Origin of the sequence: Pseudomonas sp. GW456-L13 (assembly GCF_017350115.1) — a bacterium.
GTDB classification, from domain to species: domain Bacteria; phylum Pseudomonadota; class Gammaproteobacteria; order Pseudomonadales; family Pseudomonadaceae; genus Aquipseudomonas; species Aquipseudomonas jessenii.
Window position 1 is genome coordinate 2,500,839 of sequence record NZ_JACNAS010000001.1, and the last position, 26,662, is coordinate 2,527,500.

Annotated in this window: 20 protein-coding genes, 2 rRNA genes and 1 pseudogene (1 of these 23 running past the window's edge); 7 read left to right on the forward strand and 16 right to left on the reverse strand. The window is 60.7% G+C overall.

Annotation, left to right across the window (positions count from 1 at the left end):
• Nucleotides 1-25: 25 nt before the first annotated feature.
• From J4D25_RS11355 to J4D25_RS11385, 7 genes are all read right to left on the reverse strand, one after another.
• On the reverse strand, nt 26-394 hold the full coding sequence (locus tag J4D25_RS11355; protein ID WP_057716507.1) for a glyoxalase superfamily protein: 369 nt from the start codon (nt 392-394) through the stop codon (nt 26-28).
• A 215-nt stretch (nt 395-609) separates the two neighbouring features.
• Entirely contained in the window at nt 610-2,067 is a 1,458-nt protein-coding gene (locus J4D25_RS11360) for a D-aminoacylase (RefSeq protein ID WP_057716508.1), read from the reverse strand.
• A gap of 1 nt (nt 2,068) precedes the next feature.
• A complete protein-coding gene (locus tag J4D25_RS11365) occupies nt 2,069-2,929 on the reverse strand; it encodes a MurR/RpiR family transcriptional regulator (protein WP_057716509.1) in 861 nt (286 codons plus the stop codon).
• A 14-nt stretch (nt 2,930-2,943) separates the two neighbouring features.
• Complete coding sequence (locus tag J4D25_RS11370) at nt 2,944-4,293, reverse strand: gluconate:H+ symporter (RefSeq protein ID WP_008047545.1); 1,350 nt, start codon at nt 4,291-4,293, stop codon at nt 2,944-2,946.
• A 185-nt stretch (nt 4,294-4,478) separates the two neighbouring features.
• The gene (locus tag J4D25_RS11375) at nt 4,479-5,924 is read right to left on the reverse strand and encodes a SulP family inorganic anion transporter (protein ID WP_057716510.1); all 1,446 of its coding nucleotides are present in this window, start codon (nt 5,922-5,924) and stop codon (nt 4,479-4,481) included.
• A 242-nt stretch (nt 5,925-6,166) separates the two neighbouring features.
• Complete coding sequence (locus tag J4D25_RS11380) at nt 6,167-7,078, reverse strand: LysR family transcriptional regulator (RefSeq protein ID WP_057716511.1); 912 nt, start codon at nt 7,076-7,078, stop codon at nt 6,167-6,169.
• A 229-nt stretch (nt 7,079-7,307) separates the two neighbouring features.
• On the reverse strand, nt 7,308-7,898 hold the full coding sequence (locus J4D25_RS11385) for an NAD(P)H-dependent oxidoreductase (RefSeq protein ID WP_057716512.1): 591 nt from the start codon (nt 7,896-7,898) through the stop codon (nt 7,308-7,310).
• 162 nt (nt 7,899-8,060) lie between these two features.
• Here J4D25_RS11385 and J4D25_RS11390 point away from each other — a divergent pair, with 162 nt between their 5' ends.
• Nucleotides 8,061-8,375, forward strand: coding sequence for a putative quinol monooxygenase (locus J4D25_RS11390; protein WP_057716513.1), 315 nt, complete (start codon nt 8,061-8,063; stop codon nt 8,373-8,375).
• On the opposite strand, the gene J4D25_RS11395 is transcribed toward J4D25_RS11390, so the two are convergent.
• Nucleotides 8,365-9,129, reverse strand: coding sequence for a sulfite exporter TauE/SafE family protein (locus J4D25_RS11395; protein WP_057716514.1), 765 nt, complete (start codon nt 9,127-9,129; stop codon nt 8,365-8,367). The two genes, J4D25_RS11390 and J4D25_RS11395, sit on opposite strands and share 11 nt — an antisense overlap.
• Nucleotides 9,130-9,346: 217 nt before the next feature.
• Between J4D25_RS11395 and J4D25_RS11400 the strand changes: the two genes are divergently transcribed.
• The 4 genes from J4D25_RS11400 to J4D25_RS11415 all read left to right on the forward strand — a co-directional run bounded on the left by J4D25_RS11400 (nt 9,347) and on the right by J4D25_RS11415 (nt 11,724).
• A complete protein-coding gene (locus tag J4D25_RS11400) occupies nt 9,347-10,231 on the forward strand; it encodes a LysR family transcriptional regulator (RefSeq protein WP_057716515.1) in 885 nt (294 codons plus the stop codon).
• A gap of 42 nt (nt 10,232-10,273) precedes the next feature.
• On the forward strand, nt 10,274-10,852 hold the full coding sequence (locus J4D25_RS11405) for an NAD(P)H-dependent oxidoreductase (protein ID WP_057716516.1): 579 nt from the start codon (nt 10,274-10,276) through the stop codon (nt 10,850-10,852).
• A gap of 49 nt (nt 10,853-10,901) precedes the next feature.
• Entirely contained in the window at nt 10,902-11,273 is a 372-nt protein-coding gene (locus J4D25_RS11410) for a MerR family transcriptional regulator (protein ID WP_057716517.1), read from the forward strand.
• A gap of 106 nt (nt 11,274-11,379) precedes the next feature.
• A complete protein-coding gene (locus J4D25_RS11415) occupies nt 11,380-11,724 on the forward strand; it encodes a cupin domain-containing protein (RefSeq protein ID WP_007988984.1) in 345 nt (114 codons plus the stop codon).
• Between the two features lie 173 nt (nt 11,725-11,897).
• On the opposite strand, the gene mmsB is transcribed toward J4D25_RS11415, so the two are convergent.
• Complete coding sequence (gene mmsB, locus J4D25_RS11420; RefSeq protein ID WP_057716518.1) at nt 11,898-12,785, reverse strand: 3-hydroxyisobutyrate dehydrogenase; 888 nt, start codon at nt 12,783-12,785, stop codon at nt 11,898-11,900.
• A 10-nt stretch (nt 12,786-12,795) separates the two neighbouring features.
• Complete coding sequence (locus tag J4D25_RS11425; protein ID WP_057716519.1) at nt 12,796-14,322, reverse strand: CoA-acylating methylmalonate-semialdehyde dehydrogenase; 1,527 nt, start codon at nt 14,320-14,322, stop codon at nt 12,796-12,798.
• 150 nt (nt 14,323-14,472) lie between these two features.
• On the opposite strand from J4D25_RS11425, the gene J4D25_RS11430 reads away from it, so the two are divergent.
• A complete protein-coding gene (locus J4D25_RS11430) occupies nt 14,473-15,420 on the forward strand; it encodes a LysR family transcriptional regulator (RefSeq protein ID WP_057716520.1) in 948 nt (315 codons plus the stop codon).
• Nucleotides 15,421-15,586: 166 nt separating this feature from the next.
• Here the strand turns inward: J4D25_RS11430 and J4D25_RS11435 are convergent, their stop codons facing one another.
• A complete protein-coding gene (locus tag J4D25_RS11435; protein WP_224795447.1) occupies nt 15,587-16,147 on the reverse strand; it encodes a hypothetical protein in 561 nt (186 codons plus the stop codon).
• A gap of 182 nt (nt 16,148-16,329) precedes the next feature.
• On the opposite strand from J4D25_RS11435, the pseudogene J4D25_RS11440 reads away from it, so the two are divergent.
• Nucleotides 16,330-16,467: pseudogene (locus tag J4D25_RS11440) on the forward strand (LysR family transcriptional regulator); the annotation flags it as partial.
• On the opposite strand, the gene recD reads toward J4D25_RS11440, so the two are convergent.
• The 5 genes from recD to J4D25_RS11465 all read right to left on the reverse strand — a co-directional run.
• A complete protein-coding gene (gene recD / locus J4D25_RS11445) occupies nt 16,464-18,557 on the reverse strand; it encodes an exodeoxyribonuclease V subunit alpha (RefSeq protein WP_057716521.1) in 2,094 nt (697 codons plus the stop codon). The pseudogene J4D25_RS11440 and the gene recD overlap by 4 nt on opposite strands.
• Entirely contained in the window at nt 18,554-22,243 is a 3,690-nt protein-coding gene (gene recB / locus J4D25_RS11450; RefSeq protein WP_057716522.1) for an exodeoxyribonuclease V subunit beta, read from the reverse strand. The genes recD and recB overlap by 4 nt, the downstream gene beginning before the upstream one ends.
• Nucleotides 22,243-25,692 (reverse strand): exodeoxyribonuclease V subunit gamma, encoded by a 3,450-nt coding sequence (gene recC / locus J4D25_RS11455; protein ID WP_057716523.1) that lies wholly within the window; start codon nt 25,690-25,692, stop codon nt 22,243-22,245. The genes recB and recC overlap by 1 nt, the downstream gene beginning before the upstream one ends.
• Before the next feature lie 220 nt (nt 25,693-25,912).
• A 5S ribosomal RNA gene (gene rrf, locus J4D25_RS11460) occupies nt 25,913-26,028 on the reverse strand.
• A 156-nt stretch (nt 26,029-26,184) separates the two neighbouring features.
• Nucleotides 26,185-26,662 (reverse strand): 23S ribosomal RNA (locus J4D25_RS11465) (it continues 2,414 nt past the right edge of the window).

Genomic DNA, 26,662 nt, shown 5'->3' on the forward strand with positions numbered 1-26,662 from the left:
GGCTTAAACCTGAGGGGCTGAAGGCTCAGAGGCTGATCGCGTTGGTGAACACCAACCGATTGCCGAACGGGTCGGCGATGGTCATGTCCTGGCTGCCCCAGGGCATGGCCTGAATCTGCGGATGGGAAAACCTGTATTGCCTGGCCAACAGTTGCTGCTGAAACTTCTCCAGCTCATCCGTCTCGATCCGCAGCGCAGACCCCGGCGTGCTGTCGCCATGGTGTTCGGACAAGTGCAGCACACATTCGCCACGGGAGATTTGCAGGTACAGCGGGTAATTCGCTTCGAATCGATGTTGCCAGTCGATCTTGAACCCCAGGAAATCGACGTAGAACTCCACTGCCTTGGCTTCGTCGAAAATACGCAGGATCGGAGTTGTTTTGCCGAAGCTCATCGGATTGCTCCCTGTAGGAGCGAGCCTGCTCGCGATGGTCGTTAACGATAACGCGTTTTGACTGGCTAAACGCGGCGCCTTTGACTCCATCGCGAGCAGGCTCGCTCCTACATGATTGAACAGCGTTAGGTTGTCGGGTTTGATAACAGTCCTTCGGCGCGGAAATGCCATTCTTTAGCCTCAAAGTGCCATCACTGTGACGCAGTCCTCGAAACTCACTGAAAACCCGTGCGCAAATCCCCTTCCCGGGCCAGAAACCGTCCTTCCCTGCGCCCGTTGGCCTGGCCATCACGGTAACTCAACACACCGTTGATCCATACCCCTTCAATGCCCTCCGCCGCCCGCTGTGGGTCGTTGAAGTCGGCGACATCACGAATGGTCGCCGGGTCGAACAACACCAGGTCCGCCCAATGGCCTTCGCGTATTTCACCGCGCGCCTTCAAGCCGAAGCGCGCCGCCGACAGCCCGGTCATTTTGTGCACGGCGGTGTGCAGCGGGAACAGTCCCACGTCGCGGCTGAAATGTCCGAGCACCCGAGGGAATGCACCCCACAAGCGTGGGTGCGGAAACGGATCTTCCGGCAAGCCGTCGGAGCCGACCATCGACAGCGGATGCGCGAGGATCCGACGGACATCCGCCTCATCCATTCCGTAGTACACCGCACCGGCCGGTTGCAGTTGGCGAGCGGCCTCCAGCAACGGCAGATTCCATTCGGCGGCGATGTCCATCAGGTCGCGACCGCCCATCTGCGGATGCGGGGTCGACCAGGTGATGGTGATGCGGTGAGCATCGGTCACCTGCTTGAGGTCCAGGGTCGAAGAGCTCGCGGCGTAGGGATAACAGTCGCAACCCACCGGGTGGGTCTTCGCTGCCTCTTCAAGGGATGCCAGCAACTGCGGACTGCGCCCCCAGTTACCGGCGCCGGCGCATTTGAGGTGAGAGATGATCACCGGGCTTTGCGCATGGCGCCCGATCCGGTACGCCTCGTCCATGGCCTCCAGCACCGGTTCGAATTCGCTGCGCAAATGGGTGGTATAGACCGCCCCGAACGCGGTCAATTCTTCGGTCAGTTGCATCACTTCATCGGTCGATGCCGAGAAGGCACTGGCATAGGCAAGGCCGGTAGACAGGCCAAGGGCACCGGCCTCGAGGCTTTCGCGCAGTTGCTCGCGCATGGCGCTGATTTCATCGGCCGTGGCGGTGCGAAACAGGTCGTCCAGATGATTGCTGCGCAACGCCGTATGACCGACCAGCGCGGCAACGTTCAACGTGGTGTTCGCCGCTTCGACGGCCACGCGGTAGTCGCGGAAGGTCGGATAAACGAACGCAGCGGCCGTGCCCAGCAGGTTCATCGGGTCCGGCGGATCACCGCGCAAGCTCACTGGCGAGGCACTGATCCCGCAGTTGCCGACGATGACCGTGGTCACGCCTTGGCTGAGCTTGGGCAGCATCTGCGGCTGACGAATCACCACGGTGTCGTCATGGGTGTGCACGTCGATGAAACCCGGCGCCAGCACATGGCCCTGCGCGTCGATTTCCTCGCAGGCACGGGCATCGCGCAAGTCGCCGATACGCTCGATGCGCCCGTTGAGAATGGCCACGTCGGCGGGGTATCCAGGGCTGTTGCTGCCGTCGATGATCAGGGCGTTGCGAATCAGCGTGTCGTACTGCATGTCAGTCTCCCAGCGGCAAGTGATCGTCGCCGCCGCGGTATTCGTCGAGGGCGAGTTTGATCCGCCGCAGACGTTCTTGATTGTCTTCAGGATTGGCCAGGGCCAGCTCGGTGGCGAGCACATCGATGGCCAGCAACATGCCGTAGCGCGCTGCCGTGGGTTTGTAGATGAACGAGGTTTCGGCGCTTTGCAGGGGCAGGACGATGTCGGCCAGTTGCGCCAGGGGCGAATCTGCCCGGGTGATGGCCAGAATGCCTGCGCCATAGTTGCGCGCCAGCTCCACCGTTTCAATCAGCTCCGGGGTGATCCCGGTCAGCGAGCAGACAATCACCACGTGTTCAGCGCTGAGGCTGGCGGCGGTGACGCGCATCATCACCGCATCGTGGCACACCGCAATCGGATAGCCGAGGCGCACCAGGCGCACTTGCAGTTCATCGCTGCACAGGGTCGAGCAGCCACCCATGCCGAAAGCGTGGATCATGCGCGCCTTGCCCAGCAGTTTCGCCGCATCAGCGAAATGCGACTCATCGAACGCGGCCAGGTGCTGGCGCAAGGTCGACTCGATGTCGCCCACGATCTGCCCGTAGAACGCCGACTGCTCGGGCGTGCCCGCCGGGTCGAGAAACCGGCTGCCGACGCCGCTGGCCTGGGCCAGTTGCAAGCGCAAGTCACGCAGGTCCTTGCAGCCGACCGTACGGGCGAACCGCGACAGCGTGGCGCTGCTGACCTCCGCCCGCAGCGCCAGCTCATCAAGACTGGCGGAGGCGGCAAATCCTACGTCGTCGAGCATCAGGCGGGCGATACGCCCTTCACCGGCGCTGAAGGAGTCCTGACGGGCGCGGATCTGGTAGAGGATATCCATGCAAGTGGCTCCGGCTAAATCAGGTAAGAAAGGCCAACGGTCAGGCCGAAGGCGACGACCGAGATCAACGTCTCGAGCACGGTCCAGGTCTTGAAGGTTTGGGTAACGGTCATGTTGAAGTATTCCTTGATCAACCAGAAACCACCGTCGTTGACGTGGGAAAAGATAACCGACCCGGCGCCAGTCGCCAGCACCAGCAACTCCGGATGGGGATAACCCAGACCAATGGCCACTGGCGCGACCACGCCTGAAGCGGTGGTCATGGCCACAGTGGCAGAACCGGTGGCGATACGCATCAACGCGGCAAACAGCCAGCCCATCAACAGCGGCGACAAATGAAATTCGTGGGCCAGGCCGACGATCTGGTCGGTGACGCCGGCGTCCACCAGAATCCGGTTCAAACCACCGCCGGCGCCTACCAGCAAGGTGATGCTCGCAGTCGGTGCCAGGCATTCATTGGTGAACTTGAGGATCGATTCACGGTTGAAGCCCTGGGCCAGGCCGAGGGTCCAGAAACTCAACAAGGTGGCCAGCAACAGCGCGATCACCGAGTTGCCGATGAACAGCAGGAACTGATTGAAACCACTACCCGGCGTAGAAATCAGATTGGCCCAGCCACCGATCAGCATCAGCACCACCGGCAACAGGATGGTCGCCATGGTAATGCCGAAACCCGGCAGGCTGTCGCGCGGTTCACGCTCCAGGAACTGGCGTTCCAGCGGGTTTTCCGCCGGCAACTGAATGCGCGGCACGATGAATTTGGCGTACAACGGACCTGCGATGATCGCCGTCGGAATGCCGATCAGGATCGCGTACATCAAGGTCTGCCCCACCGACGCCTGATACACCTGCACCGCCAGCATCGCCGCCGGGTGCGGCGGTACCAGCGCATGCACCACCGAAAGCCCGGCGACCATCGGCAAGCCGACCATCAGGATCGAGACGCCCACGCGCCGCGCCACGGTAAAGGCAATCGGCACCAGCAAGACGAACCCGACTTCGAAGAACAGCGGCAACCCCACCAGAAACGCGATGGTCACCATCGCCCAATGCGCGTTCTTCTCGCCAAAGCGGTCGATCAAGGTCCGCGCCACCTGCTCGGCGCCACCGGACTCGGCCATCATCTTGCCGAGCATGGTGCCCAGCGCCACCACCAGCGCAATGTGCCCCAGGGTCTTGCCGACCCCGGCCTCGTACGCCCCCACCACACCCGACGGTGGCATGCCCGCCACCAGCGCCAGGCCGATGGAAATCAGGGTGATGACAATGAACGGGTTGAGCCGGTAACGGGCGATCAGAACGATCAGTGCAATGATGGCGATGGCGGCATACACCAGCAGCCAATAGCCGAAGGACAGGGTCATGCGGTACTCCTCGAGAGGGTCACGTCGAAATATTTGTGAAACTCTTAAAACATTTCGGAAGGTGATTTTCAAACGAGGTGAAAGTAATTTTCGTGTAGAGGTAAGGCGTGTCGCGCAGAGGTATGAGTTGTCGCAATTAATGAAAATCAGGCAGGCGGATTTTCATCGCGCCTGCCTGTTTGATTTCAGTCGTGCTGCATCCGGGCACGCTTGAGCAATTTCTTGCAACGCTCGGACAAATGCAGCACCCGCAGGTGCTTGCCAGCCTTGGTGTAGCGCTCGCGCAAGGTGCCCAGTGCAGCGATGGCCGAGTAGTCGACAAAGCTCAGGTGCTGGCAATCAAGTGTCACTTGCGCCGGGTCATTGGCCGGATCGAACTGATTGAGGAAGGGTGTGGTCGAGGCGAAGAACAGCGTGCCATGCACCCGGTACAGCTTGCTGCCGTCGGTTTCCAGATGACTGTCGGCGTACAGCTGCCGGGCCTGCTGCCAGGCGAAATTGAGCGCCGCGATGATGATCCCGCAGAGCACTGCCATTGCCAGATCGGTGAAAACGGTAATCACCGTCACCGCGATGATCACCAGCACGTCGTTCAACGGCACCTTGTTCAGCACCCGCAACGAAGCCCAGGCGAAGGTCTGTTGCGACACCACGAACATCACCCCCACCAGCGCGGCCAGCGGAATGCGCTCGATAAGCGGCGACAGAAACAGGATGAACAACAGGATCGACACCCCCGCCACCACCCCGGACAAACGCCCGCGACCGCCGGAGCTGAGGTTGATCACGGTCTGGCCGATCATGGCGCACCCGCCCATGCCGCCGAACGCACCGGACACCAGATTCGCCGCCCCCAGCGCCACGCACTCGCGATCCGGGTAACCACGACTTTCGGTGAATTCGTCGGTGAGGTTCAGGGTCAACAGGGTTTCCAGCAACCCGACCAGCGCCATCACGATCGCGTAGGGCGCGATGATGCGCAGGGTGTCCAGGTTCCACGCAATGTCCGGCAGCGCCAGCGTCGGCAAGCCACCGGCAATGTGCGCCATGTCGCCCAGGGTGCGGGTCGGCAGGCCAAGCAGATACACCGCCAGGCCCACACCGAGAATCGCCACCAGCGCCGGTGGCACCGTACGGGTCAGGCGCGGCATCACATAGACAACGGCCATGGTCACCGCGACCAGCCCGAGCATCATGTACAGCGGCGTACCGCTCAACCAGGCCTCACCGTTCTTGAAGTGCTCCAGTTGCGCCAGGGCAATGACAATCGCCAGGCCGTTGACGAAACCGAGCATCACCGGGTACGGCACCATGCGCACCAGCTTGCCGAGCTTGAGCAGCCCGAACGCGATCATGATCAACCCGCCCAGCAACACCGTGGCCAGCAGATACTGCACACCGTGTTGCACCACCAGCGCGACGATCACCACGGCCATCGAGCCTGCCGCGCCGGACACCATGCCCGGTCGCCCACCGAACAGCGCGGTCAGGGTGCAAATGATGAACGCGCCATAGAGCCCCATCAACGGATTGAGATGGGCCACCAGCGCAAAAGCGATGCACTCGGGCAACAGGGCGAAGGAAGTGGTAAGCCCCGCCAGGACATCGGCGCGTAGACGTTTTGCTTTCATTGGGAACCGCACACAGGGAGAGACGAAAAAGAGTGTGCGGATGTTACGGAAATGCAGTCAGACCGACCAGTTGTTGTGCCTGCGCAAACGCCATCGCGAGCAAGCTCGCTCCCACAAGTTTTGTGTCATTCACGAAATGGGCGAACAACACAGTACCTGTGGGAGCGTGGCTTGCCCGCGAAGAACGATGACGCGGTCTAAAGCGAGCTCAGCCCCTCTCGTCATTGCGCAGCAATCACGAATCAACCCTTGAAGTCAGCGCTCGCATAATCGGCCAACTTGCCCTGGATAAAGTCCAGGAAGCACTGAATGCGCAGGGCCAGTTGCGAGTTGCGGTAGTACACCGCGTTGATCGGCTGGCGATAACCGCTGTTGAACTCGGCCAGCAACACCTTCAAGCGTCCGGCACGAATGTCTTCGATGGTCATGAAATGCGACAGGCTGGCGATGCCTTGCCCGTCCAGTGCGAGATGGCGGATGGTTTCGCCGCTGGAAGCACTGATCGACGCCTGGATCGGCCAGCGATCGCCATGCACATAACGCAGCGGCCATTGGTTGAGGCCTTCGTTCTGGGTGAACCCCAGCAGCGTATGGTGGGCCAGGTCAGCCACGGCTTGCGGTGTGCCGTATTTTTCCAGGTACGCCGGGCTGGCGACGATGTGCAGCGGGCTGCAACCCAGGGAGCGGGCATGCAGCGTCGAGTCGGTCAGGGTGCCAATGCGAATGGCGATGTCGGTACTCTGCTCCAGCAGGTCAATGATCAAATCGTTGCTGTTGAGTTCGAGCTGGATGTCGGGGTAAAGCCTGCGGAATTCATCGATGTAGGGCACGATGGCGTGCAGCATGAACGGTGATGCCGCGTTGATCCGCAGCCGCCCGGACGGTGTTTGCTGGCGTGAAGACAGACGGTCTTCGAGCTCATCCATCTGATCGAGAATCCGCTTGGCGTGTTCGAAGAAGTACTTGCCCTCTTCGGTCAGGTCCATGCGCCGCGTGGTGCGGTTGATCAACGTGGTGTCGAGCTTGGCCTCCAGCCGCGACAGCGTACGACTGACCGCCGAAGGCGTTTGCCCGACCTGCTCGGCCGCCGCAGAAATCGACCCGCATTCAATCACGCAGACGAAAATCTGCAACTCATCGGATCTGGCTTTCACGTGTGTCCCTTATCGATAGTCCTGCGCCGCCCTATTGTGCAGAGAAAATCCATTGTGGCGAGGGGGCTTGCCCCCGTTGGTGCGCGAAGCGGACCCAAAACCCACAAACGCGGTGGCTCAGGAAATCGCGCGTCAACCGACTTTACGACGGCTTCGCCGCCGAACGGGGGCAAGCCCCCTCGCCACAAAAGCCCGCACACAAACTCAAGCTTTCGATACTAGCTGACAGTTACGCCTTCAGGCCAAACACCTCTGCCAAATGCTGCTCATAGCGCGTCACGTCGCCTTCGATGTTTGGGCGCTTCATCACGTCCACACACAGGAACGTCGGCAAACCGGTCATGCCCAGGAACTCGTTGGCCTTGTGGAACGGGAAGTACACCGCGTCCACGCCTTTGGCCTCGAAGAAATCGGTCGGGTCGTCGAAGGCCTGCTGCGGGGCGTTCCAGGTCAGCGACAACATGTATTGCTTGCCGTGAATCAGGCCGCCGCTGCCGTACTTCTGCGACGCGTCCGAACGGGTGCGACCGTCGCTGGCATAGAGGCTGCCATGGCCTTCGGTGAAGACTTCATCAATGTACTTTTTCACGGTCCACGGCGCGCCCATCCACCAGCCGGGCATCTGGTAAATGATCACGTCGGCCCAGAGGAACTTGGCCACTTCTTCGGCGACGTCGTAGCCCTCGTCGATGAAAGTGGTTTTGACATCCATACCGCCGCGATCCAGCACGCTCAACGCGGCTTCATGCAGGGTGGCGTTGTAGCGGCCGTCGGAGTGTGCAAATTTTTTGCCGCCATTGAGCAACAGGACTTTTTTCATGGGAGGTCTCGGGAAGGTCGGGAATCGGATGGCGGCAGAGTACCGATCGACCTCACGCGGAGTAAGCGTCGATTTGGCAAAATTAATTTGACCTACAAGCACGAATCAACAGGCGATTGTTGCCTTAGACTGGCGCCAGTTCTGACTTGAGGAGAGATGTAGATGAGTGAAATCCAGGGATTCATCCTGCACGCCAAGACCCGTCCGGAAAAATCCGACGCCTTTGAAGCGTTTTTCAGCGGCTACGTGCAAGCGAGCCGAGCCGAACCCGGTTGCATCGAATACCACATGTTGCGCGACAAACAGGACCCGACCCTGTTCATCTTCTACGAGATCTGGCAATCCCAGGCCCACCTCGATGTGCACTCGAACCTGCCGCACATGAAGCAGTTCCTCGAGCAGCGCGATGAATACCTGGAACGGGATTTCGAGATCCGCGCCATCGACATGATCAGTCCGTCGTCCGCTAGCCGCTGATCAGCAAATGGCCGCCGAGCCCCCCCAGGCCAACGAAGAACACGCGCTTGAACCACAGGGCGCTGATCCGCTGGCGCAGCGATTGTCCCAGCCACATGCCGAGCATGGCCGGGATCAGCGCCAACAGCGATGCGCTCAATTCGCCCCCGCCGAGCGCGCCGCGCCATAGCAAACCACCGGCCAGGGCCAGGGTCGAGACGGTGAACGACAGGCCCAGCGCCTGCACCAGCTGATCCTTGCTCAAGCCCAGCGCTTGCAGATAGGGCACCGCCGGAATCACGAACACGCCGGTGGCTGACGTGATGACGCCGGTCAGCACGCCGCACAGAGGACCGAGCCAGCGTTCGCTGCGCCGCCCCACGCGCACAGTCGGCAGGAACAAACCGCTGAGCGCATACAGCAACAATGCCGCGCCCAACCCCCGCACCACCCAATGGCCACCGCTCATGCCGACCCACAGCGTGCCTGCCCCGGTGCCAATGAAAATCGCCAGCAACATCGGCCATAACCGCTTGGCCAGCCCCGACAGATGCCCGCCGAATGCCAGTTGCCAAATGTTGGTCAGGGTCGCCGGAATGATCAGCAGCGCCGCAGCCTGCGTCGGCGCCATAGCCAGACCGAGCAGGCCCATGGCAACGGTCGGCAGGCCGAGGCCGATCACCCCCTTGATCATGCCGGCCAGCACAAAGGTGCCGATAACCAGCAGCGAAAGGGCCAAGCCGAGATGCTGATAAAACGCCGAGAGTGTATTCATGGGGCCATGGTGAGCCCGCGGGGGTTGATTGAAAATCTGCCATATACTAAGGCTGCCTCTCTTCAAACAAGAGGCTGAATAATCGGGTGCGGTATCTGACGCCATCGCGAGCAAGCTCGCTCCCACAGTAGTTATCTGTTGTTCACAAATCTCCTGTGGGAGCGAGCTTGCTCGCGATGGCGGCCTCCCTGACAACACACATCCAGAGGTTGCCGCAATGCACTTCGACCTGACCGACTTGCGCCTGTACCTGAACATCCTCGACACCGGCAACATCACCGCCGGTGCCGCGCGCAGTCATTTGTCCCTGGCAGCGGCCAGCGCGCGCATCCGTGCCATGGAGGCGTCGCTGGGCGTCGAATTTCTTCAGCGCAATCGTCGTGGGGTCAGCCCGACGCCGGCCGGCAATGCCCTGGCCCGACACGCCCGGGTTCTGCTGCAACAGGCCGAACGCCTGCAACAGGAACTGGCCGAATACGCCCAGGGCGTCAAAGGCCAGGTGCGGCTGCTGTGCAACACCACGGCGATCACCGAGTACCTGCCAGAGCTGCTTGCGGATTTCCTGCACAGCCATCCCAACCTCGACATCGACTTGCAGGAACTGCCCAGCGCCCGCATCACCCACGCCTTGCGCCAGGGTGCAGCGGACCTGGGCATCGTTTCCGACGCGGTGGACACCGATGACCTGCAGACCCGAGCGTTTCGCGATGATCCGCTGGTGCTGATCATGCCCCGGGAACATCCCTTGTCTCATGCGACCTCAGTGAGCTTCACCGACACGTTGCATCACGACTACGTTGGCCTGAATGCCAACAGCGCGCTGGCGGTGTACCTGGAAGAGCAGGCACTGCACGCCGGCCTGCGCATGCAGATTCGCATCCGCGCCGACGGTTTCGATGGCGTGATGCGCATGGTCGCCCGAGGGGCGGGACTGGCAATCGTACCGCTGGCCGCGGTCGAACGCGGGTCCGCCGGACTACCCTTCAAAAGCCTCGCCCTGCAAGAACCCTGGGGCCAACGCAAACTGCTGCTCTGTGCCCGGGACTTCGCCGCATTACCCGGTTATGCCAAGGCCCTGCTGCACGCCTTGACTCTCCCCTGAGGGGCAGACTTTATCCTTGAGGTTTGATCTTCAAGGACAGCGATGATGGGTAAACGAATACTGGTGATACTCGGGCATCCGTCCGGCAACAGCTTCTGCGCCGCCCTTGCCGAGCGCTACACACTGTCGGCAGTGCGCGCCGGGCATGAAGTGCGTCAATTGTTTCTGGGCCGCATGGATTTTGACCCGGTGCTGCGCGAAGGCTATCAACAGGTCCAGCCGCTGGAAGCCGACTTGCGTAACGCCCAGGCCGATATCCTGTGGGCCGAACAACTGACGCTGGTTTATCCCATCTGGTGGGGTGGCGTACCGGCCTTGCTCAAGGGGTTTTTCGACCGGGTGTTCTTGCCGGGTTTTGCCTTCAAGTATCGCCAGGGCAAAGCCTTCCCCGACAAACTCCTGCGTGGCCGAACCGCCCACCTGCTGGTGACCATGGACACACCGCCTTGGTACTACCGATGGATCTACCGCATGCCCGGTTTGCATCAGGTCCGCAAAACCACGCTGGAGTTCTGTGGCATCAAGCCAACCCGAACCCTCACCTTCGGGCCAATTCTCGGCGCCAGCGCAGACCGGCATGCAGCCTGGTTGCGGCAAGCCGAAGCTATCGCCAGCGCTTGAGTCGGTCGATAATGCGCCGAGCTTTATCCTCGGAGAAAAGGACCTTCCCATGTACATCGGCCAAGCCGCGCAACGTTCCGGAACCACGGTCAAAAGCATCCGTCATTACGAGTCGATTGGCCTGCTGCCTGCTGCTCGCCGCCTGGGCAAGTACCGCATCTATGACCAGCACAGCGTCGACCTGCTGATGTTCATCAAATGTGCCCAGCAGTTGGGTTTCAGGCTCAAGGAACTGCAGTCGGTCTTCGCCGGACATCAGGGTCCGCAGTTACCATGGGAACGGGCACACCAGATCATCGCCAGCAAAAAACAGGAAATCGCCGAGCGGATAGCGGCGCTGTCGCAACAGCACTCACAATTGGTCGAGTTCGAGAACAGCCTCGAACAATCCAGGCTCGACTGCCCGCTGACCCGTCCTTGAGGGTTGTGCGTTTCTGGACAGCTCAGTGTCGAGCACAGACAACTGAACGATGGGCAGGCGCTATAGGGTGCGACTTCAGTTCTTGAGCCCACTGCCCGGAGTCATCATGACCGCACCGATTACCGTACTTCGCGATACCCACCCGCTGCCCGTGCTCGACGCCTGCAAATGGGAAAAACTCGAAGGCGACCCGCACACTGTCAACCTCAACGCCTACACGAGTGAAGACGGCAGCAAGATCATGGGCACCTGGATCTGCACGCCGGGCAAGTGGTACGTCGAATATGTGAAGTGGGAGTACTGCCATTTCCAGGAAGGCTACTGCGTCATCACCCCGGAAGGCATGGCACCGATCCACCTGCGCGCCGGCGACATTTTCGTCATCGAACCGGGAATGAAAGGCACCTGGGAAGTGGTGGAAACCGTGCGCAAATATTTCGTGTTTGCCTGATACAAAAAAACCGGGGGATCACCCGACGTGATCTCCCGGTAAATATCTTTGGGTACATGCAGTCCCTGTGGGAGCGAGCTTGCTCGCGATTGCGGTGGGTCAATCACCATCAATGTCGACTGTAACGACCTCATCGCGAGCAAGCTCGCTCCCACAGTTTTTTCACCGCCCTTCTATTGCGGCTTGCGATAACCGTTGATGATCGCCGAGAAGTCCTGACCACCCTCCCCACGCAAACTCATCGCCTGATACAACTGCTGGGCCACCGCGCCGAGTACCACCGGCTGGTGCGCCTGACGCGCCGCTTCAGTGGCCAGCCCCAGATCCTTGAGCATCAGTTCAGCACCGAAACCACCGGTGTAACCGCGCGACGCCGGCGCTGTTTCAACGATGCCCGGCCATGGGTTGTACATCTCCGAACTCCAGCAACGCCCGGTGGAACTGTTGATGATGCCCGCCAGCACCTTGGTGTCGATGCCCAGGGCATCGCCCAACGCCATGGCTTCGCTGACGCCGACCATGGAAATCCCCAGCAGCAGGTTGTTGCAGATTTTAGCGATTTGCCCAGTACCGACCTCACCACAATGGACGATGTTGCGGCCCATTTGCGCCAGTACCGGTTGCAGGGTGGCGAACAGTTCGGGGGTGGCGCCGACCATAAAAGTCAGTGTCCCGGCGGCTGCGCCACCGGTGCCGCCAGAGACCGGTGCATCGGCCATGGCCACGCCCTGTTTGGCAGCGGCGGCGGCCACGTCCCGCGCGGTCTGCGGATCGATGGTGCTGCAATCCACGGCCGGCACACCTTTGCCGATACCGGCGAGCACGCCGTCTTCACCCAGCCACACACTGCGCACATGCACCGCGGCAGGCAGCATGGTGATGACCAGTTCGGCGCCCTCTGCCGCTTCACGGGCCGATGCACTGATACTGCCGCCCAGTTGTTCCAGTTCCGCCAGCACGGCTTTGTTCAGGTCCACCAGGCGCAGTGCATGGCCGGCCTTGATCAGGTTGCGCGCCATCGGCGCGCCCATGTTGCCCAGACCGATAAAAGCGATTTTCATGTCCGGCTCCTTAACGCAGGTTGATGGTGGTGTTCACACCGTCGTTGACGCTGTCGTCATCGAACCAGCGACTGGTGACGGTCTTGGTCTGAGTGTAGAACTGCACCACTTGCTTGCCGTACGGGCCGAGGTCGCCGAGCTTGGAACCGCGCGAACCGGTGAAGCTGAAGAACGGGACCGGCACCGGAATCGGGATGTTGATGCCGACCTGGCCGACGTCGATTTCGTTCTGAAATTTACGCGCCGCCGCACCGCTCTGGGTGAACAGGCCCGTGCCGTTGCCGAACGGGTTGGCGTTGACCAGGGCGATGGCCTCGTCGAGCGTATTAACCTCCAGCACCACCAGCACCGGGCCGAAGATTTCCTGGGTGTAGATCTGCATGTCGGTGGTCACACCGGAGAACAGGGTCGGACCGACAAAGTTGCCTTTCTCGTAACCTGGAACCGAGATCTCGCGACCGTCCAGCTCCAGTTTCGCGCCTTCCTTGATGCCGCTCTCGATCAGGTCGAGAATCCGCGCCTTGGCCTTTTTCGAAATGACAGGGCCAACATCAGTGCCCGGCTCGCTGCCGGCATTGACCTTGAGTTTTTGCGCCAGCGCCTTGAGATCCGGCAGCCATTGCTTGGCCGCGCCCACCAGCACCACCACCGAAGTGGCCATGCAGCGTTGACCGGCGGCACCGAAACCGGCACCCACCAGCGCATTCAGCGCTTGTTCGCGATTGGCATCCGGCAGCACCACGGCGTGGTTCTTGGCGCCCATCATCGATTGCACACGCTTGCCGTGTTTACCGGCCAGGTCGTAGACATGCGTACCGACGGCGGTTGAACCGACGAAGGAAACCGCCTTGATATCTTTATGGGTGCAGAGCCCGTCGACCACATCCTTGCCGCCATGCACGACGTTGAGCACACCGGCCGGAATGCCCGCCTCGATCGCCAGCTCCACCAGGAGCATGGTCGACATCGGGTCCTGTTCGGACGGCTTGAGCACGAAGGTGTTGCCGCAGGCGATGGCCATCGGGAACATCCACAGCGGAATCATCGCCGGGAAGTTGAACGGGGTAATGCCGGCGCACACGCCGATTGGCTGGCGCAGGGTGTAGGTGTCGACGCCACCGGCGACGTTTTCAGCGAACTCGCCCATTTGCAGGCTGCCGATGGAACAGGCGTGCTCGACCACTTCCAGGCCACGGAAAATATCGCCTTCGGCGTCGGCAATGGTCTTGCCCTGCTCGGCGCTGAGGACCGCGGCGATGCGCTTGGAGTGTTCGCGAATCAGCGCCTGGAGCTTGAGCATGATGCGCATGCGCGCGCCGATAGGCGTCAGCTTCCAGGTCTGGAATGCACGATGAGCGGCGCTGATGGCAGCATCGACTTCTTCAGCGGTGGCAAACGGCACCTTGGCCAGCACCTGCTGGGTCGCCGGGTTGATGATGTCGTGCCATTCGGTGGTCTTGGATTCGACCCACTGGCCGTCGATCAACAGTTTGACCTTCTGCACGGTGGTGTCATTGGGCGTGAGCGATACGTTCATGTGGGTCTCCAGATCTTTGTTGTTATCTTGGGAGCCAAGGCGAAATAGTCGCCTTGAGAAGAGGCATGCGCCGCGAATTGGTTAACGGGCTGTTTTTGGAGTATAGATGTGCAAACTTCTGATAAGAACGCACATAAAAACCGGTCCAACATGCAAAAAAACATCACCTCCCTCGGCTCGTTGAACTGGGACGACCTCAAGTTTTTCCTGGAAGTCTCCCGCACCCGCAAGGCCAGCACCGCGGCCAAGCGCCTGGCGGTGGACTACACCACGGTGTCGCGGCGCATCAGCTCCCTGGAAACCGCACTGGGCACATTGCTGTTCGAGAAATCCCGGACCAGCGGCTTTGTCCTGACCGCCGAAGGCCAGCGGTTGATGGGGTATGCCGAGTCGATCGAAAGTACCTTGCACATGGCGTGCGAGCAGGTTTCCGGGTCCGGCGTGGCGCTGTCCGGTCATGTGCGCATGGGCTGCACCGAAGGCTTCGGCAGCTTTTTCATCACGCCGCAGCTGAGCCACTTCGTCGACACCTACCCGGCCATCTCGGTGGATATCCTGCCGCTGCCGCATTTCATCAGCCTGTCCAAGCGCGAGGCCGACATCGTCATCGCCCTGGAGCGCCCGGAGCATGGACCGTACGTCTGCTGCAAACTGTGCGACTACCGATTGCAGCTGTACGCAACCCAAGACTATCTGGACAACCACCCACCGATCCGCCGACCGGCAGACTTGGCCAAACATTCGTTTATCAGTTACGTCGACGACCTGGCGTTCAGCTCGGAGCTGCTGTACCTGGCCAACGTATTGCCCGGCGCCAGCGCCAACCTGCGCAGCACCAGCGTGATCGCGCAATTTGTGGCCGCGCAGCAAGGACGCTCACTGGCGATCCTGCCATGCTTCCTCGCCACTCAGGACCCTCGCCTGCTGCCGGTGTTGCCGCAGGAAATCAACATCACCCGACAGTTCTGGATGTACTGCCGCGAGGATTTGAGGAAGCTCAAGCGGATTACCCTGTTGTGGGATTACATCCGCGAGGTGACCGAGCGCAATCAGGGACTGCTGATGGGTGAAAGCCGGGAGATGCTGTTCGCCGATTAGGAGTATTCAAGGAGTCAGGTAGCGGCATCGTGACGAGGTCCAAAGACCGGACCAGCCTCCAAAGAGCGGCACGAACGAGACAAGGCCCTGAACCCTGGCTACCAGGGCGCAAGAGTCCTTAGTAGCTTGGGGTTCAGGTTTGAGAGGGGGGACTTTTGAATGATCCTCAGTTCTTTAACGAAACTTGTTTGGCGTCGATTTTCAGATCACTGAGGCGCTTGAGCATAGCAATGATGTTTACCCGAGCGGATCCCTCATTGGCCAAGCGTAGTCGCTTGATTCCTATAACCGAATCGCCCATGCCAGCGGTGAAGGGAGTCCGGATGATTTCACGCAAAATGACCTTGTCAGTGCTTGACTCTGTCAAGGTGTATTCAACTTCACTGGTCACTTCAAAATTCAGTCCAAATACAGGCTGATCGACGCGCAGCAGGTTGGCACGCAGAGCATAGGGGGCTGACTCGTCGCCAAGCAAGTTAGCATTGACGAGCGATTGCTTGAGTGCAGCGCCGAAGTCAGGGGCGTCGATTTCGGAAGTCCACAGAGGGTTGGTTTTATCTCCACCATTCACCTCAGAAAGCCGTACATTGTTTCGCAGCTGGGAGTCATAAGTGTTTGCCTTGGCCTGATCAGCCGTTACTGACATGCCGGAAATCTGAGCAGGCGAGGCACAACCAGTGCAAAGAGCAATCAGGGCTGAAGCTAAAAGCAAGCGCAGGTACGTCATTCGACAAATCCTTTTAATTGTAAAAGTTCCAAAGAGATCGCAAATAGTAGCACTATGCCACTCTTTCGAATAGTTAGCTCGACACCTGATACGGTGTCTGGAAGCTCTCTGGTTTAGTCCTTCGGGCGCGAACTTGTGGATGGAATAGCCCCTGTATTCATTGGGTTGACCTGAGTTCCTTGAAGTTCTGGATGTACTGCCGGGAGGATCTGCGCAAGCTCAAGCGGATCACCCTGTTGTGGGATTACATCCGCGAGGTGACCGAGCGCAATCAGGAACTGCTGATGGGTGAAAGCCGGGAGATGCTGTTCGCCGACTAGTCGGCGCCGAGCCCCAGCATCAACCCGCTCAAGCGCTTGACCTTGCGCCTCACCGCCTCTTCGAACACCCCTGTGCGGGGCTCGATCAAGGTGAACCAGTTCTTGGCCCGGGTGATCCCGGTGTAGATCAGTTCCTTGGTCAACACGGGGTTCAAGGCGTCAGGCAAAATCAACGCGGTGTGGGCAAATTCCGAGCCCTGGGATTTATGCACGGTCATGGCGTACACGGTTTCGACATCATTGAGCCGGCTCGGCAGGACAAAGCGCACGCCACCCTGGCCGTCATTGCGCGGAAAGGCGACACGCAGAACCTGCTTGCCGGCCTCGGGGCCCTCACGCTCCGGAAGCTTGAGGGCGATGCCGATATCGCCGTTCATCAAACCCAGGCCGTAGTCATTGCGAGTCATCAGAACCGGACGGCCTTCGTACCACTGCTGGTCACTGTCGATCAGGCGTGCCCTTAGCAAGGCGTCCGTGACTCGCTGGTTCAAGCCCTCCACACCCCACGGCCCCTTGCGCACGGCACATAACAACTGGAACGCGTCGAAGGCTTGCAACACCTCCCGGGCCCAGTCGGTCCAGCGTGAATCTTCCAACGGACAATCGAGCGCCGGGCGCTGATTGCGCAGCAGGCTCAGGTAGTGCCGATAACCCTGCGGCCCTTCACCGTGGCCTTCGAGCAGCAAGCGCTCCAGGGCCCGGTCCTGCTCCCCCTTGAGGGACAAGGCATACACATCGTCATGGCTTCGCGCAGACAACAACCTGCGTGCTTCTTCGGGTTGCTGCTGGTTGACCCAACGAGCCAGTTGGCCAATACCACTGCCCTCACCGAATCGCCGGGAATGGCGCAACATCACGACCTGTTGGGCCAACGGATGAGCACCCTGCACGTCCTCCTGCAGTCCGCTGGCCTGCAGGCTTTCGCCACTGACGGCTTCCAGCCACTGGCGTGTCTGCGGGCTGTACCAGCCAGCCTCCGCGTCGCGACACAGATCCCCCAGTACCGCACCGGCTTCTACCGAAGCCAGTTGATCCTTGTCCCCCAACAGCACCAGGCGCGCATGGGCGGGCAAGGCGTCGAGCAGGTTGGCCATCATTTCCAGGTCGATCATCGAGGCCTCGTCCACCACCAACACATCCAGCGGCAGGCGATTGCCCGCGTGGTGCCGGAAATGACGAGTTCCGGGCCGGCTGCCGAGCAGGCGGTGAACGGTGGTGACGTCGGACGGAATCTTTTCCCGAACGTCCTCCGTGACCTTCAAGGTCCGGACTTGCTGGCTGATGGATTCTGTCAGACGCGCCGCGGCCTTGCCGGTCGGTGCGGCGAGGCGAATGCGCAGGGGCATGCCGGCCTCGACCGCTGGCGCCTGGAGCAACGCCAGCAAGCGCACGACGGTGGTGGTCTTGCCGGTTCCCGGCCCCCCCGTCACGATGCTGAAGGCGCTGCGCGTCGCCAGGGCGCAGGCCAGCTTCTGCCAGTCGATCACGTCACCAGGCCGGGCAGGACCAAACAACCCGGTGAGACGCTGGAGCAAGTCGATCGGTGTGGATTCGTGTTCCGTCAGACGCTCGCGCAACGAAAGGTCGATTCGCCGCTCGTAGGCCCAATAGCGGCGCAGGTACAAGCGTTTGCCCGATAACACCAAAGGCCGGTCACGCACGTTGTCACGACTGTCAGCAGCCAGTGCGACCAGGTTGCTGGCGGCCAGCACCTTGCACCAATGAGCACCGTCCAGCGATCCCAGCAATTGCGAGGGCAACAACATCGCGCCGCCTTGCACGTCACCTTCGGGTGGCAGCGACAGGGCGAAGTCCGGTTCTTTCAGTGTCTCGAACAGGTCGAGGCAGACATGCCCGTGACCCAACTGGTGGCTGGTCAGCGCGGCTGCCAGCAACACCAACGGATCATCCTCCGGCGCCAGTTCATGTAGAAACGCCACAAAGGCTTTGTCCAGCGCGCGCAACCAGCCACGCTCGACCCAACGCGTGAGCAACAACAGCAAGTCGTCGGCACGACTCAGCGGCGCCAGATCGACCAGGCTTTCGGCTGCCAGCGATGTGGGCAACAAATCGGCGAATGTGCGACTCATAACAGTACTCCCTGTTCCCAAGCGGGTTCGGCCTTGGGCTCTGGCTTGCCCTGGAACAACCTGTCCAGACGCTCGATCAGCTCTCTTGGCGGGCGGGCGAAAAACACACCCTGGCTGGCCGCACGGGTACCGCGCAAAAACAGGTACAACGCACCGCCGACATGCCGGTCGTAGTCGTAATCGGCGAGCCGCGCCTTGAGCTGGCGGTGCAGGGCCAACAGGTACAACACGTATTGCAGGTCATAACGGTTGTCGAGAATCGATTGTTCCATGGCCTGCGCGGTGTAGGCCGCATCATCGACGCCGAGCCAGTTGGATTTGTAGTCGGCAACGTAATAACGGCCGTCATGTTCGAACGTCAGGTCGATGAAGCCCTTGAACATACCGTTGAGCAACACCGGTTCCGCGGCCACCCGGGCCACGCCGTTATGGGTGTATTGGCACACCAGCGCATCGAGCTTGAGCACATCGACCTTATGGCTGGCGAACCAGAACTCCATCTCGACCTGATACTGCGTCAACTGGCCGAATACCACCGGTGCCTGACCAGCGCCCAGTTGCAACGGCGACTTGAGCAGATGCTGCAGCCAGTCACTCAAGGTACTGATCCAGCCCTCCCAGCCTCGACGGTTGCAGCGACGGGCAATGGCGTCGATCACCTCGTGTGGTGCCGCATCAAAACCCTCGCCCCCCGCCCATTCGAGCAAGCCATGGAGGAAGGTGCCGGGATTCGGGCCGCGCGGGAAGCGATGGATATCGCCACCACCGGCAACCACCTCTCTGGGGGCCTGCGGATCGAGGCGTTCGTCATCGAACAGTTTTTGCGCCTGCGGGCTCTCCGGCGCCTCGTCCGTGCCGACACTCAGGGTGTCGCCAATGCGTAACGCGCTGTAGGAAGCGATCCACCAGTTTTCACTGGCCTTGCGTTTCGGAACCCGCGGAACCAGCAGCGCCGCATCGTTTTGTGGAGGCTGATAATGCTCTGCTGTTGCTTCAGGCATCTCGGCATACGCCAGCGCCGGGCAGTCCTGTTGCAGATCCTGCAGCCAACGCTGCAACGCCGGGGACTCGGCCAACGGCGCACCGCCGCCCAGCAGATAACCCAATGCCGACAGATGCAGCACCGAGCCATTGTTGTTACCGCGCTTGAGGTCGGCCACCCCCAGCCAGCAGGCGTGTTGCGCCCGGGTCAGGGCGACATAGAGCAAACGCAGATCCTCGGCCAGACGCTCATCGTCAGCCAGGGCAATCAATTCTGCCGTCGGCTTTAAGGTGACTTGGGCGTTGCCGGATTCATCGTGGTAGTGCAGCGGCAGGCGACTGCCATCCACTGGTTTCGCCGAGCAAATGAACGGCAGGAACACCACGGGGTATTCAAGGCCTTTGGACTTGTGGATGGTCACGACCTTGACCAATTGCTCATCACTTTCCAGACGCAGGATCTGCTCTTCGCCAGCCTGCCCGGACAGCGCCAGATGCTCGGACAAATGCCGGATCAAGGCTTGCTCGCCATCGAGTTCAGCGGCGGCTTGTTGCAGCAGTTCGAAAAGGTGCAGAAGGTTGGTCAAAACGCGTTCGCCGTCACTGCGGGCGATCAAAGCCTGGGGCAAACGGAAGTCGTGCAGCAAGCGTCGCAGCATCGGCAGTACGCCCTGCTTGCGCCAGACTTCGCGATAGCCACGGAACTGCATGACCCGGGACTCCCAGGCCAACTCGTCCTGATTCAGACGCTCCAGTTCCGTCAATGACAGGTTCAACGTGATGCTGGCCAACGCAGCCCGCAGCGGTCGCTCGACATCCGGCTCGGCGCAGGCCTTGAGCCAGGTCAGCACGTCATGCGCCTCCTGGGCGGCGAACACCGAGTCCTTGTCCGACAGGTAAACACTGCGCACACCACGGGCGGCCAATTGCGCACGAACCGCCTGCGCCTCCTTGCCATCGCGCACCAGGATGGCGATGTCCGCCGGTAGCAGGCCCCTGAAGGCTTTGCCGTCCTGGGTGAATCCCGCTTGCCCCTGCTGCCCGCCATTGAGCAATGCCGTGATTTCACTGGCGCAGGCAGCCGCCAGATGTTGCCGGTACACCGCACCGGACAACGGTTGTTCGGCCGACAAGTGCCAGATGTTCAAGGCAGGGATTGCCTGGTCATTGATGCGCAAGACTTCTTTGCGGCCCTGGGAGGCAACCGGCGTGAACGGAACCGGGTTGTCGCCATTCTTCTCCCGAAAGAGGAACGCGCCGCGTCCTGACTCACGGGCTTCGGCGCGCGCGAACACATGGTTCACCGCGTTGACCATGCCATGGCTTGAGCGGAAGTTGGTGCCCAGGGTGTGCAGGCGGCCAGTGGTGGCCTGGCGGGCGCGCAAGTAGGTATGGATGTCGGCGCCGCGAAAAGCGTAGATCGCCTGTTTCGGGTCGCCGATCAGGAACAGGCCGCACTCGGGGCTGTTCTCTTCAATGCGGTAGATGCTCTCGAAGATCCGGTATTGCACCGGGTCGGTGTCCTGGAACTCATCGATCAGTGCCACCGGAAACTGCTCGCGAATCAGGGTTGCCAGTCGCTCGCCGCCATCGGACTGCAAGGCCGCATCGAGGCGCAGCAACATGTCGTCGAAGCCCATTTCCGCACGGCGGCGCTTCTCTTCCTCGAATCGCGCCCCGACCCAGCGGGCGGCATGTTGCAGTACGGCGGCATCAGGCGTTGGCAGCCCATCGAGACAGGCCTTGAGCCCGGCCATCGCATCGAGCCCCGGATGTCGAGGCGCTTCGCCCTTCCAGGCTTCGGCCATGCCATCAGGGGTCAGGCGCGTGAAACCGGTGCCGATATCCAGTTGCTCGACGGATTCGTCTTCGGCCCAGGCTTTGATCTTTTCAAACCAGGGCTCGAAATAGCGTGCCTGCATCTTGCGACCGTCGACAGCCTTGCTGGCAACGCCTTGCTGACAGATCGCAAGCAACTCGTCCGCCCACTGCAGCCAGGGCTTCTTGAGTTCGATCAGGGCCGCCCTTCGCTCTTGCAAGCATTGCGAAATCACTTCGGCGGGTTCTTTCCCTTCAAGGGTATCCCGCTCGCTGGCGAACAGTGCACGAATCCGCGGCAGCAGCGCCGCCGGTCCGCCCCAATTGCTGCGCACCCAATTCAAGGCGTCACCTTGCATCGGGTAGCAGAACAGTCGCCAGTAATCGCGCAGGACTTCCCCCAGCAAGTCGCTGTGGTCGGTTTCCAGGGTCTGGGTAAACAGGCTGCCGCTGTCGAATGCGTGCTCGCGCAACATGCGCTGGCACCAACTGTGGATGGTCGACACCGCCGCCTCGTCCATCCACTGGGCGGCGATATCCAGGCGGTTTGCGCATCCGGGCCATTGCTCGGGCAAGTACTGATCACGCAACTCGGCAATCAGGCTGTCGGGGGCTGGTGTTTCATCCCGGAAATATCGCGCGGCCTCGGCGAGTCGCGTACGGATGCGTTCGCGCAGCTCTTTGGTAGCGGCGTCGGTGAACGTCACGACGAGGATCTGCGGCGGCAACAGCTCACGCCCGAAACCACTGTCCTCCCCGCCGTTGCCAAGCACCAGACGCAGGTACAACGCGGAAATGGTGAACGTCTTGCCGGTCCCGGCGCTGGCTTCGATCAGTTGACTGCCGCGCAGCGGGAATGCCAGGGCCAAAGGTGTCTTCGTGCTCATCAACGCGACTCCTCGCTGGACAGGGAACGCCAGGGCGCTTCAAGAAGCGGACGATAGAGTGCGTCACACCACTGGGGGAACGTCTCGTCGGCGACCAAGGCATCGTAATCGGCGAATTGGCGCGCCAGTGCCGGGCTTTCGCGCCGCTCCCCGTCCGTCGTCTGCCCGTCGCCTTCATAGGCCTTGCGCGCAGCGGCCTCGGCCTTGACCGGGTCGGTTTGCCCCAGCCACGCGAAGGCTGTCTTGACCGCGATCGGCAGAGGCTGGCGCATCCCCGACTGCCAGGCCATCAACAGATCACCGAGAATTTTCCGCGCCGTGGACTGGTCCAGCGGACCGAGCAACAGGCTGTCGTCGCTGGCCACCAATGCGGTGGTCAACGCCATGCCACTGGCACAAGCCATCAGATGATTGACCCAAGGGCGTGTCAGTCGATGCCATTTGCGCGACTTGATCGAGCCGATGCTGTTGGGGATCGTTGTAACAGACAACAAACCACCATCAGCACGCTGATGCAGGCCGCCGAGCCAGCCCTCGATGTGCAGGCCTTGCAGCTCAAGACTGACGGGCAACGCGCTGCTCAGCGGTGTTGGCCACAACGCCAGGAGCTGTTGGTGGCGTTGCAGCAAGTCAGGCAATGGCTCGATCAACTCACGTTGCAGGCACTCACCGAATCCGGCCATCGGCAGCAGCCCGCTGTTCTGCAAACGCTTCGCCTGATCCTCCAGCGCCTGCCCGGTATTTCCAGGATCTGCCAGCGCCGCTTCGAGCAAGCGGTCGCTGAGGCTGTAACGCTGCAACGCATCCAGGACAAAGGGTTCTTCATCGGCCAACGGCACTTCTGCCGCCTCGAAGAAGACCTTCAGTCGCTGGCTGAAAAAGTGCCGTACCGGATTGCGCAGGAAATCCTGCAGTTGACCGAGACTCAGTGGTTCGTCCTGAATGTGGGGCCCGAGCACTTCGGCGCTTGGATGCTGCTCTGCCGCTTGATGCAGGACCTGCCATTCGGTGGCGTAGCTGAACGACTCATCCCCGTCGTGAAAGTAGCGAGCACTGAAGGGTTGCAACGGGTGTTCCCGGGTCATGGCTTCCAGCAGATCCTCGTCGCTTTGCAGCATTCGCCAACCGCTGGCCAAATGGTCACGCAACTGGCCGATCAGCACCGAGGCAGGCCGCTCGCTGTTGTCGCGGATGCTTCGGCCCACCCAACTGATGTAGAGTTGGTCCCGTGCCGACAACAAGGCTTCCAGTAACAGGTAGCGGTCATCTTCGCGCCGGGAGCGGTCACCCGGACGGTAATCACTGCCCATCAGATCGAAATCCAGCGGCGGTTGCGCGCGCGGATAATCGCCGTCATTCATGCCCAGCAGGCACACCAGTTTGAACGGGATAGCGCGCATGGGCATCAAGGTGCAGAAGTTGACCGCACCGGCCAGAAAACGTTGGGACAAACGCCCCTGATCCAGACCTGCAAGCCAGGCTTCACGGACGACGGTCAGCGGCAACTCATCCTGCAACCCGACGGATTCGCAGGTCTCGAGCCAGGTCTCACGCAGCTCTTCGAGCTGGGCCAGCAAGTAGTCATCGTGTTCGTTACCGGCAAGGAAGAACAACTGCACCAACGCCTGCAAGCGCAAGCCCCATTGCCCTGGCGATGCCGGCTGAGAGAGTTCGTGGTGAGCCACTTCCAGCGCGTCCAGCAACGCAACCAGCGGACCGATGAGCGCAGCGTCCAGACCACCGATCTCGTCGTAGGGCTCGATACCCTCATAAGCATCGGCGCTGCCAACGGCATAACCGAGCAACATTCGTCGCAAGCCGAAGCGCCAGCTGTTTTGCTCCAGTTCGTTGGGTAGCCCGAGCCCGGCACGTTGCTCGGCATTCATGCCCCAACGAATGCCGGCACCTTCGATCCAGCGGTGCAGCGTCGGCAGGTCACGCTCCTCGACACCAAAGCGAGCACGCAGTGCCGGAACGTCCAGCAGATCGAGAATCTCACTGACGGGGAATCGGCTGTCAGGCAGCTTGAGCAGGTGCTCGACAGCAATCAGCAATGGATCGCGACCACGCTGGCCCTGGTCAGCCAGGGTAAACGGAATGAAGCGAGGATCCTGGCGGTCAAGCTGACCAAACACGGCCCGAATGTGCGGGGCGTAGCTGTCGATGTCCGGGACCATCACGATGATGTCTCGGGGCCGCAATGTCGGGGCGGCGCTGAAGCGCGCGAGCAGTTGATCGTGGAGGATCTCGACTTCTCGCTGGGCGCTATGGGCGATATGAAAACGGATCGATTCGTCCTGCTGCAGATCGATAGCCGGCCAACGCTCCCGAGTCTCGTTGAGGGGGCGCAACTCGAGGATGTCATCCTGCAACTGGTTGAGCACATTCAGCGGCTGACCGTCACTGAACAGGTCGATGCGCCCGTCGCGGAATGCCGAACGATAGCTGTTGGGATCGTCATAACTGTCGAGCAGGTTGATATAGTCCCGCCCCTGCTTGCCCCATGCGGCCAGCAACGGGTGAGCATGCTGATGCAGGGTTTGCGGATCGATCACTACCGGCATGCCGCTTTTGCGGGCCTGACGCTTGTATTGATGCCGCAACAGGTCTTTATCGGCGACGATGTCCGCCCAATGGTGACGACACGGGTTATGCACGCACAGCAAAACCTGACTGAATCGTGCCAGTCCCGCCAGTGCTTCCAGGGCTTGTGCAGGCAGCGAAGAAATCCCGAAAACGATCACTCGCGAGGGTAACCCCTTGGGGGCTGCTTCGAGATGGTTGATACGCTCGACAAATCGCTGATGGACACCGGCACGGCTTTGCGCCATGCCTTCTTCTCCCACATCCAGCAAGAGTGCGCGCCATAGCTCTGCCTGCCAGCAATTGGCCGGGGTCAGGGGTTTGGCTTCACCCCTGGCGTTTCTTGTTTGATGGCGACCTTCCGCCCAGTCTTCGAGCCAGTCGGCTCGGTACACCTGGTATTGGTCGAACAGATCCGCCAGACGCTCAGCCAATTGATAGCGCTTGCGCAGATCGGTGTCATGGGTCAGGAAACGCTGTAGCGGCTCGAAGTGCGGCTGATTGATCAACTGCGGCAGCAGGCGCATCAGACGCCAGGTCAGTGGGGCTTTATCGAGCAGGGACTTGACCGGAATTTCGTCACGGCCAAGGACCATGCGATAGAGCTGCCACATGAAGCTGCCGGGCAACTGCACGTCGATGGCGGCAGCGATGCCGCAGCCTCCCATGTCGTCTTCTTCAGAGTCTTCCGCCAGCGCCAGCTTCAGCCATTGGGCAATGCCATTGCTTTGCACCAACGCGATTTCGTTCTCCAGGGGAGCCAGCGGGTAGCGTCGCATCCAGCTGACCACCAGGCTGCGCAACTCGTCCAGGCGGTTGCCGTGAACCACCATAAAACCAGCACTGAGGGACGTCGCGTCCGGCATAAAGGCTTCCTTGGATAATACAAATTCGAGGGACGACTTTAGCATTGAAGGCGATTGGCTTCATTGTAGGAGCGAACTCGCTCGCGAAGAACGCCAATGATGACGCGGGAAACCTGACACCCCGCGGCGCTCGCGGGTTTTCGCGAGCGGGCTCGCGCCTACAGGGACGCCAAAAACAAAACCCCTACCTGCATACGCAGATAGGGGTTTCGGAATTTAATCTTGACGATGACCTACTCTCACATGGGGAAACCCCACACTACCATCGGCGATGCATCGTTTCACTGCTGAGTTCGGGATGGGATCAGGTGGTTCCAACGCTCTATGGTCGTCAAGAAATTCGGGTACTGAGTCGTGGCCGGTCGGCCTCGCTTCAGCAAATTGGGTATGTGACAGCTTTCGGTGTTTTGCAAGCGTCGAACTTTCGGTTCTTTCGTCTTCACACACCGCAATCTGATGCTCTTCCGAGTAGTCAAATTGCTTGGGTGTTATATGGTCAAGCCTCACGGGCAATTAGTATTGGTTAGCTCAACGCCTCACAGCGCTTACACACCCAACCTATCAACGTCGTAGTCTTCGACGGCCCTTCAGGGGACTCAAGGTCCCAGTGAGATCTCATCTTGAGGCAAGTTTCCCGCTTAGATGCTTTCAGCGGTTATCTTTTCCGAACATAGCTACCCGGCAATGCCACTGGCGTGACAACCGGAACACCAGAGGTTCGTCCACTCCGGTCCTCTCGTACTAGGAGCAGCCCCTCTCAAATCTCAAACGTCCACGGCAGATAGGGACCGAACTGTCTCACGACGTTCTAAACCCAGCTCGCGTACCACTTTAAATGGCGAACAGCCATACCCTTGGGACCGGCTTCAGCCCCAGGATGTGATGAGCCGACATCGAGGTGCCAAACACCGCCGTCGATATGAACTCTTGGGCGGTATCAGCCTGTTATCCCCGGAGTACCTTTTATCCG